Origin of the sequence: Faecalibacterium sp. Marseille-Q3530 (assembly GCF_017377625.1) — a bacterium.
GTDB classification, from domain to species: Bacteria; Bacillota; Clostridia; order Oscillospirales; family Ruminococcaceae; genus Faecalibacterium; species Faecalibacterium prausnitzii_E.
Genome location: NZ_JAFREH010000002.1, coordinates 175,295 through 191,702, shown reverse-complemented (window position 1 = coordinate 191,702; position 16,408 = coordinate 175,295). Strand labels below are relative to the sequence as shown.

Genomic DNA, 16,408 nt, shown 5'->3' with positions numbered 1-16,408 from the left:
GCGCGAACTTCTTAGAATCCCTTCATCTGCCCGCACAGATACAGCATCCCCGTTGCGGCACCGCAGATGGGAAGCAGGAGAAACAATGTGCGGACGAACTGGCCGACAAGGCTCCAGGCTCCGGCGGAGTAAAGCGACGTTCCGAAGGAGCAGCGCTGGATCTTTCCACTGACCTGCAGCGCCAGCGCGCCGAACAGACACAGACAGCCGGCGGCAAGCGCGGTCGGAAGCCCGGATGCGGCGGAATAGACCAACAGTGCCTTCCAGTTCAGGTTGGTCAGCAGCTGAAAGGACAGCATCCCTGCCCCGGCCCCATAGAGGATCAGAAAACAGAAAATGGGCAGCGAACCAATTGCGGACAGGCCCAGCAGAAGCAAAACGGTCAGAGCCCCGGAGGCGGTCAGAAGTTCCGTCCGGAAAAGGCCCATTGCCTGAGCCGCCGTTTCCGCTGCAAAGGAAGTCCGCCAGCAGCTGAGATAATAGTCGAGCGTTTCCAGCTCGCCGGCACTGCACAGAGCAGACAGAACACCCGCAAGAAAGGTCCCGAACAAATACGCACCCGCCAGCAAAATGCAGCTGTAATCGGCTCGCAGAGAGCGTTTCCGGGGCGTTTCCATCGGCTCCGGAACGGCCGGGACCGCTTGCGATGGCGCTTCCGCCGGGAGCGGCTCATTTGGTTCTGGAAGCGTAACGTTGGTTTTGAGCGGTGCGCTGTCCGGCACAGACGGTGCAGACAGCGGTTCCAAGGGTTCGGACGATTCCGGCTTCTGATAGACCCACATCTTTGAACTCCTCCTGTTTTGTGCCCTCGAATCGTTTCAGTGATGCCGCCGTTCGGTGCGCAGCATCCCGAAGATGCCGCCCAGACAGCCAAATAAAAACACCAATGCAAACCGCACAAGCTGCATTTCTGCGGGTGCAAACCCGGCATAGAGACCAAACCCGGTCAGGAGCAGTACAAACATTGCCCCCTGGATGGCTCCACAGACCAGCCCACGGCTGCGCTGAAAAAATGCGGCCAACCACCCGCTGAGCAGGCTGCCCGCGCAGACCGCAGCGCTTGCCATCGGCCAGGCCGCAGCCTGAGAAAGCCCATACCGGACCATAAGATACGCCAGCCCTGCCATGCAGGCACCGGCAAACGCGCCGCCGATGCCGAACGCCAGCAGCGCCGCCCCTACGGAGATCTTCTTTTGTTCAGACATAAAAACGCGCCTCCCTGCACTACTGTATGCAGGAGGGCGCGTGAAAAAGTACCGGGTCTTGAAATTACTTTTTAGCGGGAGCGTTGTCCATGTTCAGCTTCTCAACAGAGCTGATGGCATTCTTGGTGAAGCGGATCTTCACGCGGTCAGCGCCGGTCTCCAGAACGAAGGTGTCGTCCTTGATGGCAACCACACGACCAATCACACCGCCGATGGTGGTGACCTGATCGCCGATCTCCAGAGCAGCACGCATGGCAGCGTCCTTCTTCTCCTGCTTCTTCTGGGGACGATAGATCATGAAATAGAGCAGAACCAGCATCAGAGCCAGGGTGAAGAACAGGCTGATGTAGCTTTCGGTCGTAGTCGTCAGAAATTGCATGGGCAAAATCTCCTCTCAAAATTCAGATAATCTTATTATAAACCCTTCTTCGGGCGGTTGCAAGGCCAAAGTGCGAAAAACTCAGATTCTTGTATCCAGGAGCTTCACATAGCGGTCATGGAAGGCGGTGAAGGTGCCTGCGTCCAGCTCGTCGCGGATGCGCTCCATCAGATGGTTGTAGAACCACAGGTTGTGCATGACGGCCAGACGCATCCCCAGCAGCTCTTCCGCCTTGAACAGATGGCGGATATAGGCGCGGGAGTAGTTCCGGCAGGCCGGGCAGCCGCAGGTGGGGTCGATGGGGCGCTCATCGCGCTCGTACTTGGCATTCTTGATGTTGATGATGCCGCCCCAGGTGTTCAGGTGGCCGTGGCGGGCGTTGCGGCTGGGCATGACGCAGTCGAACAGGTCCACGCCGCGGGAAACGGCTTCGATGATGTTGCCGGGTGTGCCGACGCCCATCAGGTAGCGGATCTTATCCTTGGGCATGTGAGGCTCCACCTGGCTGATCATCTCATACATCACATCGGTGGGCTCGCCCACTGCCAGGCCGCCGATGGCATAGCCATCGAGGTCCATCTCGGCGATCTGCTTCATGTGCTCGACCCGCAGGTCGGCAAAGGTGCAGCCCTGGTTGATGCCAAACAGAAGCTGGTCCGGGTTGACGGCTCTGCCCTCGTGCTTCAGGCGGGCCATCTCCGCTTTGCAGCGGGCCAGCCAGCGGACGGTGCGGTCGCAGCTTGCCTTGGAATAATCGTGCTGTGCAGGGTTCTCCACACACTCATCAAAGGCCATGGCGATGGTCGAGCCCAGGTTCGCCTGGATCTGCATACTCTCTTCCGGGCCCATGAAGATCCGGTGTCCGTCCAGATGGGACGCAAAGGTCACGCCCTCTTCGGTGATCTTGCGCAACTTGGACAGGCTGAACACCTGAAATCCGCCGCTGTCGGTCAGGATGGGGCCGTTCCAGCGGGTGAACTTGTGCAGGCCGCCCATGTCGGCCACCAGCTTGTCGCCGGGGCGCAGATGAAGGTGGTAGGTATTGCAGAGCATGACCTGCGCACCGATATCCTTCAGGTCCTGTGCCGACAGGCCGCCCTTGATGGCACCTGCCGTTGCGACGTTCTGGAACGCCGGGGTCTGCACGGTGCCGTGCACGGTCTTGAACTCGCCCCGCCGGGCGTCGTGCTCCTGTTTGAGGAGCTTGTACGTGGTCAAAGAAGGCATAAACGTTTCCTTTCTGTGCACGGAAAACAGCCGTGCATCCTGTGCCGCAGACCTGCGGCGTCATCAGAAATAGTGTACCAAAGAACGACGGATCGTTCAATGCCCGCAGGCCGTATCCGGCTCACGAGCGTAAATTTCAGTGTTACAGGATCAGCATCGCATCGCCAAAACTGAAAAAGCGGTACTTCTGTTCCACAGCAACCTTGTATGCAGCCATGGTCTTTTCGTAGCCGTAGAGCGCCGATACCAGCATGATGAGGGTGCTTTCGGGCAGGTGGAAGTTGGTGATGAGGCCGTCGATGCAGTGGAACTGGACACCGGGATACAGGAAGATGGATGTGTTGCCGCTGCAGGCTTTGATCTCACCGTACTTGGCGGCGACAGCCTCCAGGGTGCGGCAGCTGGTGGTGCCGACGGCGATGACGCGGTGCCCGGCGGCCTTGGTCTCCCGGATGCGCTGGGCGGTCTCCTCGCTGATGGAGTACCACTCGCTGTGCATCTTGTGGTCGGCGATCTCATCCTCCATCACGGGGCGGAAGGTGCCGAGGCCCACATGCAGGGTCACTTCGGCGATGCCGACCCCCTTGGCGCGGAGGGTGTCCATCAGCTCCGGGGTAAAGTGGAGGCCTGCCGTGGGGGCGGCGGCGCTGCCCAGCTCCTTGGCATAGACGGTCTGGTACTGGCTCTGGTCATCCAGCTGCTTCGTGATGTAGGGCGGCAGAGGCATTTTTCCAAATTCGTCCAGCTTTTCATAAAGGGTCTCGGTGTCATAATAGAATGTAACAAACTTGTTGCCGTCTTCCAGCGTCTCGTCCACCACGGCGGTCAGGGTGCCGTCGCCGAAGCTGACCTTTGTGCCCGGCTGCATCCGCTTGCCGGGCTTGGCCAGGCATTCCCACTGGTCGCCCTTGACCTGGCGGAGCAGCAGCAGCTCACAGACTGCGCCGGTGGGCTGCTTGACGCCCACGATGCGGGCAGGCAGGACCTTGGAATTGTTTACGACCAGCAGGTCGCCGGGCTCCAGATATTCCGGCAGGTCGCGGAAGATCCGGTGCTGGATGCTGTCGTCTTTCTGGCTCAGGACCATGAGGCGCGCGGCATCACGGGGGGCCGCAGGCTCCTGTGCAATGAGTTCTTTGGGTAAATCGTACCAAAAATCTTTTTTTAACATGCTTCGCATTTGCCTTTCCGATGATTGACACGAAGGTCGTATCAATGTTATCATAAAATCTGTATAAGCGGTATCTATTATATTGCATGGGCGTCCGGTTTGCAAGCCTGCGCTCGGTGTGAATTTCGTTTTTTTTTTGAAAGGAAAGGTGCTGGAAATGGAAAAACAGTATAAAGTTGGCGTTGTCGGTGCGACTGGCATGGTCGGTCAGCGCTTCATCACACTGCTGGAGAATCACCCCTGGTTCAAACTGACCACTCTGGCCGCATCCGGCCGCAGTGCAGGCAAGACCTATGAGGAAGCTGTCGGTTCCCGCTGGGCCATGACCACCCCGATGCCCGAAAGCGTGAAGAAGATGGTCGTGCTGGACGCTTCCAAGGTGGAAGAGGTCGCTTCGCAGGTGGACTTCATCTTCTGCGCCGTCAATATGCCCAAGGCCGAGATCAAGGCGCTTGAGGAGGCTTATGCCAAGGCAGAGTGCCCGGTCGTCTCCAACAACAGCGCCAACCGCGGCACCCCGGATGTCCCGATGGTGGTGCCGGAGATCAACGCCGACCATATTGAGATCATCCCGGCACAGCGCAAGCGTCTAGGCACCAAGCGCGGCTTCATCGCCGTCAAGTCCAACTGCAGCCTGCAGAGCTATGTGCCGGCCCTGCATCCCCTGATGAAGGATTTCGGCGTCAGCAAGGCGCTGGTCTGCACCTACCAGGCCATCTCCGGTGCGGGCAAGACCTTTGACCGGATGCCGGAGATCGTGGACAACGTCATCCCCTACATCGGCGGCGAGGAAGAGAAGAGCGAGCAGGAGCCGCTGAAGCTGTGGGGCCACATCGAGGGTGACCGGATCGTCAATGCCGAGAAGCCCGTCATCACCGCACAGTGCTTCCGTGTTCCCGTCTCCGACGGCCACACCGCTGCGGTCTTCGTGAGCTTTGACAAGAAGCCCACCAAGGAGCAGATCCTTGCAGCATGGGCTAACTTCCGCGGCCCTGCGCAGGAGCTGGAGCTGCCCAGCGCACCCAAGCAGTTCCTGCACTACTTCACCGAGAACGACCGTCCTCAGCCCAAGCTGGACCGCAACACCGAGCACGGCATGGCCGTCTGCCTGGGCCGTCTGCGGGAGGACACCCTGTTCGATTACAAGTTCGCCTGCATGAGCCACAACACCCTGCGCGGTGCGGCAGGCGGTGCGGTCCTTCTGGCAGAGCTGCTGGCCGCCAAGGGCTATTTTGACTGATCTGCGTTCCCAAACACAGCAAAAGGAGATCTTACACTATGAAAAATCCTGTCTTTACCGGCGCGGGCGTAGCGATCATCACCCCGATGTACGAGGATGGCAGCGTCAATTTTGACGAACTGGGCCGCATCATCGAGGACCAGATCGCGCGCGGCACCGATGCCATCGTCATCTGCGGAACCACCGGTGAGTGCTCCACCATGACCGATGAAGAGCAGCTGGCTGCCATCAAGTTCACCGTCGATACCGTCAACCACCGGGTGCCCGTCATCGCGGGTGCCGGTTCCAACGACACCGACCACGGCTGCGCACTGGCTGCAAAGTCTGCCGAGTGCGGCGCCGATGCCCTGCTGCTGGTCACCCCGTACTACAACAAGACCACCCAGGCGGGCCTGATCGCGCACTTCACCGCCATGGCTGATGCGGCTGGGATCCCGGTCATCCTCTACAACGTGCCCTCCCGTACCGGCCTGAACATTGCCCCGGAGACGGCTCTGGAGCTGAGCAAGCACCCGCTCATCAATGGCATCAAGGAAGCGTCCGGCAACATTTCACAGGTGGCGAAGATTGCACAGCTGTGCGGCGATGAACTGAACATCTACTCCGGCAACGACGACCAGGTAGTCCCCCTGCTGTCCCTCGGCGGCAAGGGCGTCATCAGCGTCGTCTCCAACGTCAAGCCGGAGCTGATGCATGACTGCTGCAAGGCTTGGTTCGACGGCGACACCCGGAAGGCCTGCCAGCTGCAGCTGGAGATCCTGCCGCTGGCAGACGCTCTCTTCTGCGAGGTCAACCCCATCCCGGTCAAGTACGCCATGAACGTGCTGGGCTGGAACGCCGGTGCCTGCCGCCTGCCTCTGGTGGAGCCCAGCGACGCACACAAGGAGAAGATCGAACAGGCGCTTGCCGCAGAAGGCCTCCTGAAATAACAACAGAACAACGCACAAATGCCCGGTGGAACGTTCTTCCGGGCATTTGGCCTTTTCGGAAAATCAAAGAACGAGGTAAGATCAAATGACGGATATTATCATTCAGGGCATCGGCGGCCGGATGGGACATGTGCTGTGCGAGATGATCGCCCAGCGGGAAGACTGCCGTGTCATTGCCGGTATTGATGTGAAGGACGGCGAGCAGAACGGCATCCCCGTTTACGACAGCTTGGAAAAGCTGGACGGCAAGGGCGATGTAGTCATCGACTTCAGCTCCCCCGCTGCCGTGGAAAAGGCCCTGCCCTATTGCGAGGCACACAAGCTGCCCATCGTGGTCTGCACCACCGGCCTGTCCGAAGAGCTGCAGCTCAAGGTCGTGCAGCTGTCCCGCACAGTGCCCGTGTTCAAGAGCGCCAACATGTCCATCGGCATCAATGTGCTGTCTGAGCTGTGCAAGCGCGCGTCGGCCATTCTGGGTGCTGCGTATGATGTGGAGATCGTGGAGCAGCACCACCACAACAAGCTGGATGCCCCCAGCGGCACGGCTTTGATGCTGGCCGACGCCATCAACGAAGAGAACGACGGCGCATATCACTACGTTTACGACCGCTCCTCCGTCCGCCAGAAGCGCGACCCCAAGGAGATCGGCATCAGCTCGGTGCGCGGCGGCAGCATCGTGGGCGACCACGAGGTGCTGTTCTGCGGCCCGGACGAGGTCATCACCCTCAAGCATACCGCCTATTCCCGCAGCATTTTTGCAAACGGTGCCATCAATGCCGCTGTTTATCTTGCAAAAAAGGAGCCGGGACTGTACAATATGGGTAACATGATCGCAGAAATGTGATCCCGCCGGATCTTGCAGCCCGTATGGGCAGAATGGAGTGTTTACTATGTACGGTGTTTCGAAGATCAACATTGAACCCAGTCTGATGATGATCAGCGTCCAGGATGTCGAGTTCAAGGGCAACAGTCTGGCACGGTATTTACAGATTTTTGCGGATACCGGCGTCGTGGTGGATATGATCAGCCAGAGCGCACCCCATGGCACCACCATGGATTTCAGCTTTACGGCCTCGGCCAGCGACCTGCCCCTCGTGATGAAAGCCATCTCGGCCGCCAACCTCGACAAGGATGCCAAGGCTTCCCCGCTCATCAGCGTGGGCTACTCCAAGCTGAACCTCTTTGGTGAAGAGATGGTCACCAGCTGCGGTGTGGCAGCCCGTGCCCTGAACGCTCTGGCCATGGCAGACATCGAAGTGCTGCTCATCACCACCAGCGATCTGGATATTTCCCTTCTGGTTCGCGCAGAAAACGAGGATGCTGCCTACGATGTGCTGAAGAAGGCATTCGAGCTGTAAAAAAGCCCGATCCATCTCAAATATTTTCGACGTGCAACAAGAGCCGCCCGCTTCTCGGTTTTGAGAAGCGGGCGGCTCTTAATGTTGTGAGTGGTTTGCTGTGTTTTGCAAAAGCGCTTTACAGTGTGACCTTGTGGTAGATCTTCTTGCCCTTCTTGATGACGATGCCATTGGCCAGCTGCTCTGCCGTGAAGCTGACGGTGGGAGCGGCGACCTTCTCACCATCAACGAGGACGCCTCCCTGGGTGACCAGACGGCGGGCCTCACCGTTGGAGGCGGCCAGACCAGCCTTGACCATCACGGTCAGGATGCCGATGGAGCCGTCCGTCAGGTCTGCCTCGGTCAGCTGGGTGGTGGGCATGTGCTCGGTATCGGCTGCACCGCTGAACAGGGCGCGGGCGGCGTTCTGGGCTTTGTCGGCCTCTTCCTTGCCGTGGACCATGCTGGTCAGCTCGTAGGCCAGGATCTCCTTTGCCTCGTTCAGGCGCTGATCCTTCCAGGTGGCCATCTCGTCAATCTGCTCCAGCGGCAGGAAGGTCAGCATCCGGATGCACTTCATGACATCGGCATCGCCGACATTGCGCCAGTACTGGTAGAACTCGAAGGGGCTGGTCTTGTTGGGGTCAAGCCAGACGGCGTTGCCGGCGGTCTTGCCCATTTTCTTGCCCTGGGAGTCGGTCAGCAGGGTGATGGTCATGGCGTAGGCGTCCTTGCCCAGCTTGCGGCGGATGAGCTCAGTGCCGCCCAGCATGTTGCTCCACTGATCGTCGCCGCCAAACTGCATGTTGCAGCCGTAATGCTGGAACATGTAGTAGAAGTCGTAGCTCTGCATGATCATGTAGTTGAATTCGAGGAAGGACAGGCCCTTCTCCATCCGCTGCTCGTAGCACTTGGCGCGCAGCATGTTGTTGACCGAGAAGCAGGCACCCACATCACGCAGCAGCTCGACGTAGTTCAGGTTCAGCAGCCAGTCGGCGTTGTTCAGCATCAGCGCTTTGCCCTCGGAGAAGTCGATGAACTTTTCCATCTGCTTTTTGAAGCAGGCGGCATTGTGGGCGATGTCCTCTTTGGTCAGCATCTTGCGCATGTCGGTACGGCCGGAGGGATCGCCGATCATGGTGGTGCCGCCGCCGATCAGAGCGATGGGCTTGTTGCCAGCCATCTGCAGGCGCTTCATCAGGGTCAGCGCCATGAAATGGCCTGCGGTCAGGCTGTCGGCAGTGCAGTCGAAGCCGATGTAGAAGGTTGCCTTGCCGTTGTTGATGAGGTCGATGATCTCCTCGTCGGTGATCTGCGCCACCAGACCGCGGGCCTTGAGTTCTTCGTACAGAGTCATGAGTTTTTTCCTCCTGTTTTGTGGGCAGAGGGATAAAAAACGCCCCCTGCCAAAATAAATTTGGCAGAGGGCGAGAAATGTTCGCGGTACCACCTCTGTTTGCCGTTCCCTCACGGAAGCGGCCTCACGAGTGCATGCCCCAGAGTAGGACGACACTCCTGCGTTTGTAACGCTCGCACGCGGCACAGCCTACTAGAGAGTTCTCTCATTCAGCTTACAGCTCCGGGAGGTATTTCCCCCACTGCTCTGCACGCCCCTTGCACCGACCGGGACCTCTCTGGGCAGAGCGCTTCAGGGTACTTGTTCCCTTCATCGCCTTTCAACAAAAGCCAGTGTAGCACAATTCCGGAAACTTGTCAATCACGAGTTTCGCTCTCGGCAAGGCCCAGCATTTCCCGCGCATTGGCACGGGAAAGCTCGGTGACATGGTCGCCTGAGATGATGTGCGCCAGAGCATCCACCCGGCCCTCCTGATCCAGCGGATGGATCTCGGTATAGGTGCGCTCGTTTGCAACATTTTTCTGGATAAGCAGATGGCAGTCGGCCAGAGCGGCGATCTGTGCCGTGTGCGTGATGCAGAGGATCTGATGATCCTGCGCGCTCTGCTTGAGCACCTCGCCGATGCGGCTGGCCGCCTTGCCCGAAACGCCGCTGTCGATCTCATCGTAGATGACGGTGGGCACGGCGTCTTTATCGGCCATCGCGTTCTTGATGGCCAGTGTGATGCGGCTCAGCTCGCCGCCGGACGCGATCTTTGCCAGAGGCTTCGGGGCCTCACCGGGGTTGGTGGAAATATAAAATTCCACGCTGTCCTGTCCATGGCTGGCCAGCGGGCCGCGCGCATGGCGGAGCGTCATCCGGACACCGGGCATGTTGAGGAAATCCAGCGTACCGGAGATGCGCCTGTTCAGCTCCTCAAAGGCCCGCAGACGGGTCTGGGTCAGGACCTCGGCCTTGTCCCGCGCCAGAACATACAGACGGTGCTTTTCCGCTTGCAGATGTTCGGCCCGCTCCTGCGAAAACTGGATGCGGTCCAGCTCCTCCCGCGCGGCCTTTCCAAAGGCGATGATGTCTTCCACCGTGTCGCCATACTTGCGCTTGAGCTTATAGATGAGGTCGATGCGCTGCTCAATCTCGTCCAGCTCTGCATCATTTGTATCATATCCGTCCAGCCGCCCGATGAGGTCCGCCGAGACGTCTTTGGCCGTATAATAGAGGTCGAGCAGCTGCCCGGCGGCATCCGAAAGCGTGTTGTCCACCTGCGCTGCTGCGTCGATCGCGTTGGAGGCTTCGCCCAGCAGGTCCACCGCGCCGGGCGTCTCATCATCGCCGGAAAGAAGCGCATAGCACTGAGAGATCCGCTCCCGGATGGTGGAGGCGTTCGCCAGCACCTTGCGGCGGGCGCTCAGCGTCTCCTCCTCGCCTTCGGTCAGGGCGGCATCCTCGATCTCCTGCACCTGATAGCTCAGCAGGTCGATCTTCCGCTGCTTTTCGGTCTCATCGGTGATGATGGCATCCAGCTCTTTTTTGACCTTGATGAGCTCCCGGTAAACGGTATAGTACGCCTGAAATGCGGCACCATTCTGCGCATAAGCGTCCAAAATCCCCTCGTGATGGGCCGGGTTCAGCAGGCCGACGGAGTCGTGCTGGCCGTTGATGTTGATCAGCCCGCCGCACAGCTCCCGCAGGATGGCGGCTGTGGCAGGCATCCCATTGATGCGGCAGGTGCTTTTGCCCTCGGCTGTAATCTCGCGGCTCAGGGTCAGGGCATCGGAGCGCTCATATCCGGCCTTTTCCAGGCTGTCCAGCACGGCACCCGGCACGTCATCAAAGGCGGCACGAATGACCGCTTTGGCCGCCCCGGTGCGCACAAGGTCTTTGGACGTCCGGTTGCCGAGAATGGCATTGATGGAGTCGATCAAAATCGACTTGCCCGCGCCCGTCTCGCCGGTGAGGACGTTCAGACCCTTTTCAAAATGCACGTCGGCTTTCTGGATGACTGCAACATTTTCAATTTGCAGGCTGCTCAGCATGGTAATTTCTCCCGCATTATTTCTGTCCGATGTGGTGGGTCAGCTCCGAGCAGATGGTCTTTGCATCGCGCTCCGAGCGGGCCACGATCAGGAAGGTATCGTCGCCGGACAAGGTCCCGACAACATTTTTCCATTTCAGGGCGTCAAACACCTCACAGGCGGCATTCGCCATGCCGGAGTAGCATTTGACCAGAACGACGTGTCCGGCAAAATCCACCCCCAGAACAGACTCGTGGAAGATCGTCTCAAAACGGCCCTGGATCTTCGGGTTCAGCGCCTCGTTGTGGCTGGAAACATACCGGTAGCCGGTGCTCGTGGCTGCTTTGACCAGGCTGAGCTCTCGGATATCGCGGGAGATCGTGGCCTGTGTGGCATCGAATCCCTCATTTCGCAGGTGGTCGAGCAGGGACTCCTGACGGCTGATCGGATGCTCCTGGATCAGCCGCAGGATCGTCTGCTGACGCTCCCGCTTGCTTTTGGCATCGCCTCGGCTGCTGGCCATATCGGTTCCCCTTTCTGTCAAAACTTACCGTCTGCCGCGCAGTTTCTGGTCGATGGCCTGAAACTGGTCGGCTTTGCTGAAGGTGATGAGCTGCACGATCTGGTCACTCAGCCGCACTTCGGCGGTGGCACCGGCATGCAGAGAATAGCCTGCCGCACCATCGCAGCTGACGAAGACTTCCTCGTCCGCGACCTGACCGACGCAGATGTTGATCTTGCGTTCCTGCGCAAACACCATGGCCGGACTGGCCAGGCTGTGTGGGCAGATGGGCGTGACGACCACGCCCTTGGTCTGCGAGTCCAGGATGGGCCCGCCGGCCGCCAGCGAATAGGCCGTGGAGCCGGTTGGCGTAGCCACGATCACACCATCTCCGCGGTAATGCTCGACCAGGATGTCATCGCAGTAGATGCTGAAATCAATGGCCTGCTGCAAACGGCCCTTGGTGATGACGACATCGTTGAGGGCGTGGCCCTCCCAGCTGTCGTCGCCCAGAACGCGGACGTAAAGCAGCATCCGGTGGTCCAGCAGATAATCTCCCCGCGCAACGGCAGAAAGCTTCTGTTCCATCTCGTTGATCTCGCAGGTAGCCAGAAAGCCGCAGCGCCCCAGGTTGATGCCGAGGATGGGCTTCCGGTATTCCAGCGAGAGGTTGGCCTCGTGCAGGATGGTGCCATCCCCGCCGATGGTCAGGATGACATCCGTTTTTTCGAGGCATTCCTCCTGCGGCAGATACTCCACACCCATCGTGTCGCATTCGGCCTTGAGGTCGGTCTGCATCAGCACCCTGGCACCGTGGGTCAGCAGGATCTGCGCGGCCCGCTGCGAGATGCCGTAGGCCATCGCTTTGCCGGGGTTGGGTGAAATATAAACAGTCACACCCAGCACCTTCTTTCTGCTCTCAGTGGTCCAGCGTCGAATGGCTGGCTTCCACGACCTGTTTTGCCACACTGTCGTCCAGCACGGCGGGCTCTGCGCTCTTCTGCACGAACATCAGGTACTCAATGTTGCCTTCCGGGCCTTTGACGGGGCTGAAATCCAGCCCGCGCACGGCGAAGCCGTTGGCCGCTGCGTAGCCCATCGCATTGTGCAGCACCTCGCAATGGGTGGCCGGGTCGCGCACGACGCCGTTCTTGCCGACCTTTTCGCGGCCGGCCTCGAACTGCGGCTTGACCAGACAGACGCCCATGGCGTCCGATGTGGTGATCGCCTGCGCCACCGGGAAGATATGATGCAGCGAGATGAACGAGACATCCACACTGAAAAATTCAATGGGTTCGCCCAGCTGGTCGGAGGTAACGCTGCGGATGTTGGTGCGTTCCATGTTCACGACCCGCTCGTCGGTGCGCAGTTTCCAGGCCAGCTGGCCGTAGCCGACATCGACGGCATAGACCTTGACCGCACCATTTTGGAGCATGCAGTCGGTGAAGCCACCGGTGGACGCACCGATGTCCATGCAGACCTTGCCGTTGGGGGTCAGCGGGAAACACTGCATTGCTTTTTCCAGCTTCAGACCACCGCGGCTGACATAACCGATGTCGTGGCCGCGCACCTCGACTTTTGCGTCTTCCTTGATCATCTCACCGGCCTTGTCCACCTTCTGCTCGTTGACGAAGACGACGCCGGACATGATCATGGCTTTGGCACGTTCACGGCTCTGGATCAGGCCATGCTGAACCAGATATTGATCCAATCGGATTTTCAAGATGCAGTTTCTCCTTTCCTGTGCTCACGGACTGTCTGTGCCAGATGGGCGGCGTCCAGACCGGTCGCCTCCTTGATCTGCGGGACGGTCGCGTGGGGCAGACGAACGTTTTCAACGGCCCGGTGGATGTAAGTTCCCTTCCAGCCTGCCTGATACAGTGCGGCTTCGAGGTGCTCGCCGATTCCGCCGCAGGCGACACACTCTTCGGCAAACAAAACGACCGGATAACGACGGATTTCATCAACGAGATCATCTGTAAAGGGGAACACCTTTACAAGCTTATAAACGTCGCAGGGCAGGTTTTCCTCCCCCAGAATCTGAGCTGCCTGGAGCACATCCTCCACTTCGTCGGCGTAGCTGACCAGTGCAACCTGCGCGCCGGGTGCCGTGTGCATCCGGTCGTACGCTTTGCCCGAACAGCCGTAAGCCGCCAGCACCGCGCTTTCGCCGCCGCGCGGATAGCGGATGGCGCGGGGGCCCTTCTGGTCCTTGCCCAGCAGAATCGGCAGCCAGTGCCGCAACTCTGCATAGTTCGACGGTGAATAGATGGGGATGCCGACCTGGCTCAGGAAAGCCGGGTCAAAGATGCCCTGATGGGTCTCACCATCGGCCGGGACAAAACCGGCACGGTCGATGGCGAAGACGACGTTCTCATTGAGCAGATTGACATCGTGGATGATCTGGTCATAGGAGCGCTGTAAAAAGGTGGAATAAATACAGACCACCGGCAGCATTCCCTGGCTGGCAAGACCGGCGGCAAAGGTTACTGCATGCTGCTCGGCCATGCCTACATCAAAGAACCGCTCCGGGTGCGTGTGTGCAAAGAATTGCAGACCGGTGCCGTACTTCATCGCTGCCGTGATGGCGCAGATGGTTTTGTCCGCTGCTCCCTCCTGATTCAGCAGGTTACCGAATACGGTCGAGAACGATTCCTTCGGGGCGACCTCCGGGTCCGGGATGCTATCGATGAGGTCGAACTTCGAGACCCCATGGAAGTTGCCGGGGTTGCTCTCGGCGGGCGCGTAACCCTTGCCCTTTTTCGTGACGACATGCAGGAAGTGCGGGCCTGGCTGCTTATGGATACTGCGCAGAATCCGCTCGACTTCCTGTTCATTGTTGCCGTCAAAGGGGCCGTAGTAATGGAAGCCCATATCCTCAAACATGGTGGAGTGGTACATGGCGCGGCGCACCATGGCCTTGCTGTTTTGGATGGTCACCTTGAGCGGTGTGCCGACCACGGGCACGTGGTCCAGAAAGCTGCGCACGTTCTCCTTGGCATCGAAGTAGCGGTTGGTGGTGCGCAGACGCTTGAGGTAGCGGGACAGTGCACCCACATTTTTGGAGATGGACATCTTGTTGTCGTTCAGAACGACGAGCAGATTGTCCAGGCTGCCGATGTTGTTCATTCCCTCGTAGACCATGCCGCCGGTAAAGGCACCGTCGCCGATGAGCACGATCACCTGTCCCGGCTCCCCCCGCAGCTTTTTGGCCCACGCAATGCCGATGCCGACCGACAGCGCGGTGTTGCCGTGGCCGGAAATGAAGGCGTCGTGTTCACTCTCGTTGGGGTTCGGGAAACCGGACAGGCCGTCGAGCTGGCGGAGCTTTGCAAAGCCCTCGCGGCGGCCGGTCAGCAGCTTGTGCGTATAACACTGGTGGCCCACATCGAACACGATCTCGTCCTGCGGGGTCGCAAAGACGCGGTGCAGCGCTACCGTCAGCTCCACAGCCCCCAGGTTGGAGGCCAGATGGCCACCGGTCTTGGATACGTTTTCCAATAAAAATTCGCGGATGTCCGCACAAAGCTGCTCGACCTGCTGGCCGGAGAGCTTTTTGAGATCGCTGGGCTGCGAGATTTTTTCCAGCAAAGGCGAATTCATAGATTCACGTCCTTCTCACAATTTGGAATCGGCGGGACTGCCCGCCAGAAATCGACTCAGAGCGCCATCGGGTACAGTGCCCCGACCACGCAGCCGACCACAAAACCGGCCAGGACCTGCAGCGGCGTGTGGCCGACCATTTCCTTCAGGTGCATGTTCTGGAGGAAGGGGGCGTTCTTTTCCGTTACGTCGATCCACTGCTCGATCATCTTGTTCAGCACCTTGGCCTGTTCGCCGGTCTCGCGGCGGACACCCATGGCGTCGTGCATCGTGATGATGGCGACGACTGCGGCCACCGCAAAGATTGCCGAGCTGAAGCCCTCGCTCCGGGCCGTGGCGATGACCATGGCGCAGACGGTCGCGCTGTGGGCGCTGGGCATACCGCCGTCTCCCCACATCCGCTCCAGCTGGAACTTGCCCAGCAGGATAAAATTGATGAGGGTCTTCAATACCTGCGCGACGAACCACGCCAGAAGCGCCACCGTCAGGATCGGATTCAGGTTCAAAACATCGCGGATCAGTTGCATGTTATGCTCTCTTTCTTTTTGTTTGTTCAGCTGCGGCGGACCAGCAGTTCCCTGGCAAGCTGCTCCAGGAAGGCGCTCTTTTCGCCAAATTCTGTGCGCAGAGACGCGCAGGTCTGCTCGTTCAGCCTGCGGGCCAGCTCCATCGCACCCTCGGTGCCGTAGAGAGTGACGAAGGTGGTCTTGCCGTTCTCGCTGTCGCTGCCGATGGGCTTGCCCAGCTGCTCCTGCGAGCCGATGACATCCAGCACATCGTCCACGATCTGGAACACCAGACCGATGCCGTAGGCGTAGCCCTCCAGCTCCCGGCACTGGGTCTCGTTGGCCTGCGCAGCGGCAGCGCCCATCTGGACGGCTGCGTTGATGAGCGCACCGGTCTTGTTGCGGTGAATGAGGCGCAGCTGTTCTTCGGTCGCAGCCAGAGCCTCATATTTCAGATCCAGCTCCTGGCCGTAGACCATGCCGCGGCTGCCTGCACCGGCTCCCAGCGCTCTGGCTGCCCGCACATTGACGATGGCAGGGGCTTCGACGTTGGCGATGACATCAAACGCCTCGGTCAGCAGGACATCACCAGCCAGCATGGCCGTGGCCTCGCCAAATGCCTTGTGGCAGGAGGGCTTGCCCCGGCGCAGGTCGTCGTTGTCCATGCAGGGCAGGTCGTCGTGGATCAGCGAATAGCAGTGCAGCATCTCCACGGCGGCGGCAAACTGGTCGGCAGCGGCGGCATCACCGTTCAGCATATCGCAGACGGCCAGCACCAGTACGGCACGGATGCGCTTTCCGCCGCCCAGCAGGCTGTAGCGGGCTGCACGGCAGACGTCCGACTCTTCGGGCAGATAGGTGTTGCAGGCAGTCTCCAGCGCAGCATTGACCCGCACCAGATACTCCTGATACTGCTTTGCGTAATCCATTGATAGATCCT

The 16,408-nt window shown here is 59.6% G+C and carries 17 protein-coding genes and 1 other annotated feature; of the genes, 4 read left to right on the top strand and 13 right to left on the bottom strand.

What is annotated here, in order from left to right; genetic code table 11:
• Positions 1 to 11: 11 nt before the first annotated feature.
• From J3350_RS04060 to queA, 5 genes are all read right to left on the bottom strand, one after another.
• The gene (locus J3350_RS04060; protein WP_207685777.1) at positions 12 to 782 is read right to left on the bottom strand and encodes a hypothetical protein; all 771 of its coding nucleotides are present in this window, start codon (positions 780 to 782) and stop codon (positions 12 to 14) included.
• A gap of 36 nt (positions 783 to 818) precedes the next feature.
• A complete protein-coding gene (locus J3350_RS04055; protein ID WP_207685776.1) occupies positions 819 to 1,205 on the bottom strand; it encodes a TIGR04086 family membrane protein in 387 nt (128 codons plus the stop codon).
• A gap of 64 nt (positions 1,206 to 1,269) precedes the next feature.
• Positions 1,270 to 1,584 carry a preprotein translocase subunit YajC gene (yajC, locus tag J3350_RS04050; protein ID WP_097792249.1) on the bottom strand — a complete coding sequence of 105 codons (315 nt, stop codon included), beginning with the start codon at positions 1,582 to 1,584 and terminating at the stop codon, positions 1,270 to 1,272.
• An 81-nt stretch (positions 1,585 to 1,665) separates the two neighbouring features.
• Complete coding sequence (tgt, locus tag J3350_RS04045; RefSeq protein WP_207685775.1) at positions 1,666 to 2,811, bottom strand: tRNA guanosine(34) transglycosylase Tgt; 1,146 nt, start codon at positions 2,809 to 2,811, stop codon at positions 1,666 to 1,668.
• Positions 2,812 to 2,953: 142 nt separating this feature from the next.
• Positions 2,954 to 3,982 (bottom strand): tRNA preQ1(34) S-adenosylmethionine ribosyltransferase-isomerase QueA, encoded by a 1,029-nt coding sequence (gene queA / locus J3350_RS04040; protein ID WP_207685774.1) that lies wholly within the window; start codon positions 3,980 to 3,982, stop codon positions 2,954 to 2,956.
• 157 nt (positions 3,983 to 4,139) lie between these two features.
• Between queA and asd the strand changes: the two genes are divergently transcribed.
• The 4 genes from asd to J3350_RS04020 all read left to right on the top strand — a co-directional run bounded on the left by asd (position 4,140) and on the right by J3350_RS04020 (position 7,509).
• Positions 4,140 to 5,222, top strand: a complete 1,083-nt coding sequence (gene asd / locus J3350_RS04035) for an aspartate-semialdehyde dehydrogenase (protein ID WP_097792252.1) — start codon at positions 4,140 to 4,142, stop codon at positions 5,220 to 5,222.
• Positions 5,223 to 5,260: 38 nt separating this feature from the next.
• On the top strand, positions 5,261 to 6,151 hold the full coding sequence (dapA, locus tag J3350_RS04030; protein WP_097792253.1) for a 4-hydroxy-tetrahydrodipicolinate synthase: 891 nt from the start codon (positions 5,261 to 5,263) through the stop codon (positions 6,149 to 6,151).
• A gap of 85 nt (positions 6,152 to 6,236) precedes the next feature.
• Positions 6,237 to 6,995, top strand: a complete 759-nt coding sequence (gene dapB / locus J3350_RS04025; protein ID WP_118552921.1) for a 4-hydroxy-tetrahydrodipicolinate reductase — start codon at positions 6,237 to 6,239, stop codon at positions 6,993 to 6,995.
• A 46-nt stretch (positions 6,996 to 7,041) separates the two neighbouring features.
• On the top strand, positions 7,042 to 7,509 hold the full coding sequence (locus J3350_RS04020; RefSeq protein WP_097792255.1) for an ACT domain-containing protein: 468 nt from the start codon (positions 7,042 to 7,044) through the stop codon (positions 7,507 to 7,509).
• 118 nt (positions 7,510 to 7,627) lie between these two features.
• Here J3350_RS04020 and tyrS read toward each other — a convergent pair whose 3' ends face one another.
• The 8 genes from tyrS to J3350_RS03980 form a co-directional block, all read right to left on the bottom strand.
• Positions 7,628 to 8,845 (bottom strand): tyrosine--tRNA ligase, encoded by a 1,218-nt coding sequence (tyrS, locus tag J3350_RS04015; RefSeq protein ID WP_118552919.1) that lies wholly within the window; start codon positions 8,843 to 8,845, stop codon positions 7,628 to 7,630.
• A gap of 63 nt (positions 8,846 to 8,908) precedes the next feature.
• Positions 8,909 to 9,167: a binding site (T-box leader), on the bottom strand.
• A 34-nt stretch (positions 9,168 to 9,201) separates the two neighbouring features.
• Complete coding sequence (gene recN / locus J3350_RS04010; RefSeq protein ID WP_207685773.1) at positions 9,202 to 10,878, bottom strand: DNA repair protein RecN; 1,677 nt, start codon at positions 10,876 to 10,878, stop codon at positions 9,202 to 9,204.
• Between the two features lie 16 nt (positions 10,879 to 10,894).
• Positions 10,895 to 11,380 carry an arginine repressor gene (locus J3350_RS04005; protein ID WP_097792258.1) on the bottom strand — a complete coding sequence of 162 codons (486 nt, stop codon included), beginning with the start codon at positions 11,378 to 11,380 and terminating at the stop codon, positions 10,895 to 10,897.
• 24 nt (positions 11,381 to 11,404) lie between these two features.
• Positions 11,405 to 12,256, bottom strand: a complete 852-nt coding sequence (locus J3350_RS04000) for an NAD(+)/NADH kinase (protein WP_207685772.1) — start codon at positions 12,254 to 12,256, stop codon at positions 11,405 to 11,407.
• Between the two features lie 22 nt (positions 12,257 to 12,278).
• A complete protein-coding gene (locus J3350_RS03995) occupies positions 12,279 to 13,082 on the bottom strand; it encodes a TlyA family RNA methyltransferase (RefSeq protein WP_207685771.1) in 804 nt (267 codons plus the stop codon).
• Positions 13,079 to 14,962: a 1-deoxy-D-xylulose-5-phosphate synthase gene (dxs, locus tag J3350_RS03990; protein ID WP_207685770.1), complete on the bottom strand. Its 1,884-nt coding sequence runs from the start codon at positions 14,960 to 14,962 to the stop codon at positions 13,079 to 13,081. The genes J3350_RS03995 and dxs overlap by 4 nt, the downstream gene beginning before the upstream one ends.
• Before the next feature lie 56 nt (positions 14,963 to 15,018).
• A complete protein-coding gene (locus tag J3350_RS03985; protein WP_097792261.1) occupies positions 15,019 to 15,489 on the bottom strand; it encodes a divergent PAP2 family protein in 471 nt (156 codons plus the stop codon).
• Positions 15,490 to 15,515: 26 nt separating this feature from the next.
• Positions 15,516 to 16,397: a polyprenyl synthetase family protein gene (locus J3350_RS03980; RefSeq protein ID WP_207685769.1), complete on the bottom strand. Its 882-nt coding sequence runs from the start codon at positions 16,395 to 16,397 to the stop codon at positions 15,516 to 15,518.
• Positions 16,398 to 16,408: the final 11 nt, after the last annotated feature.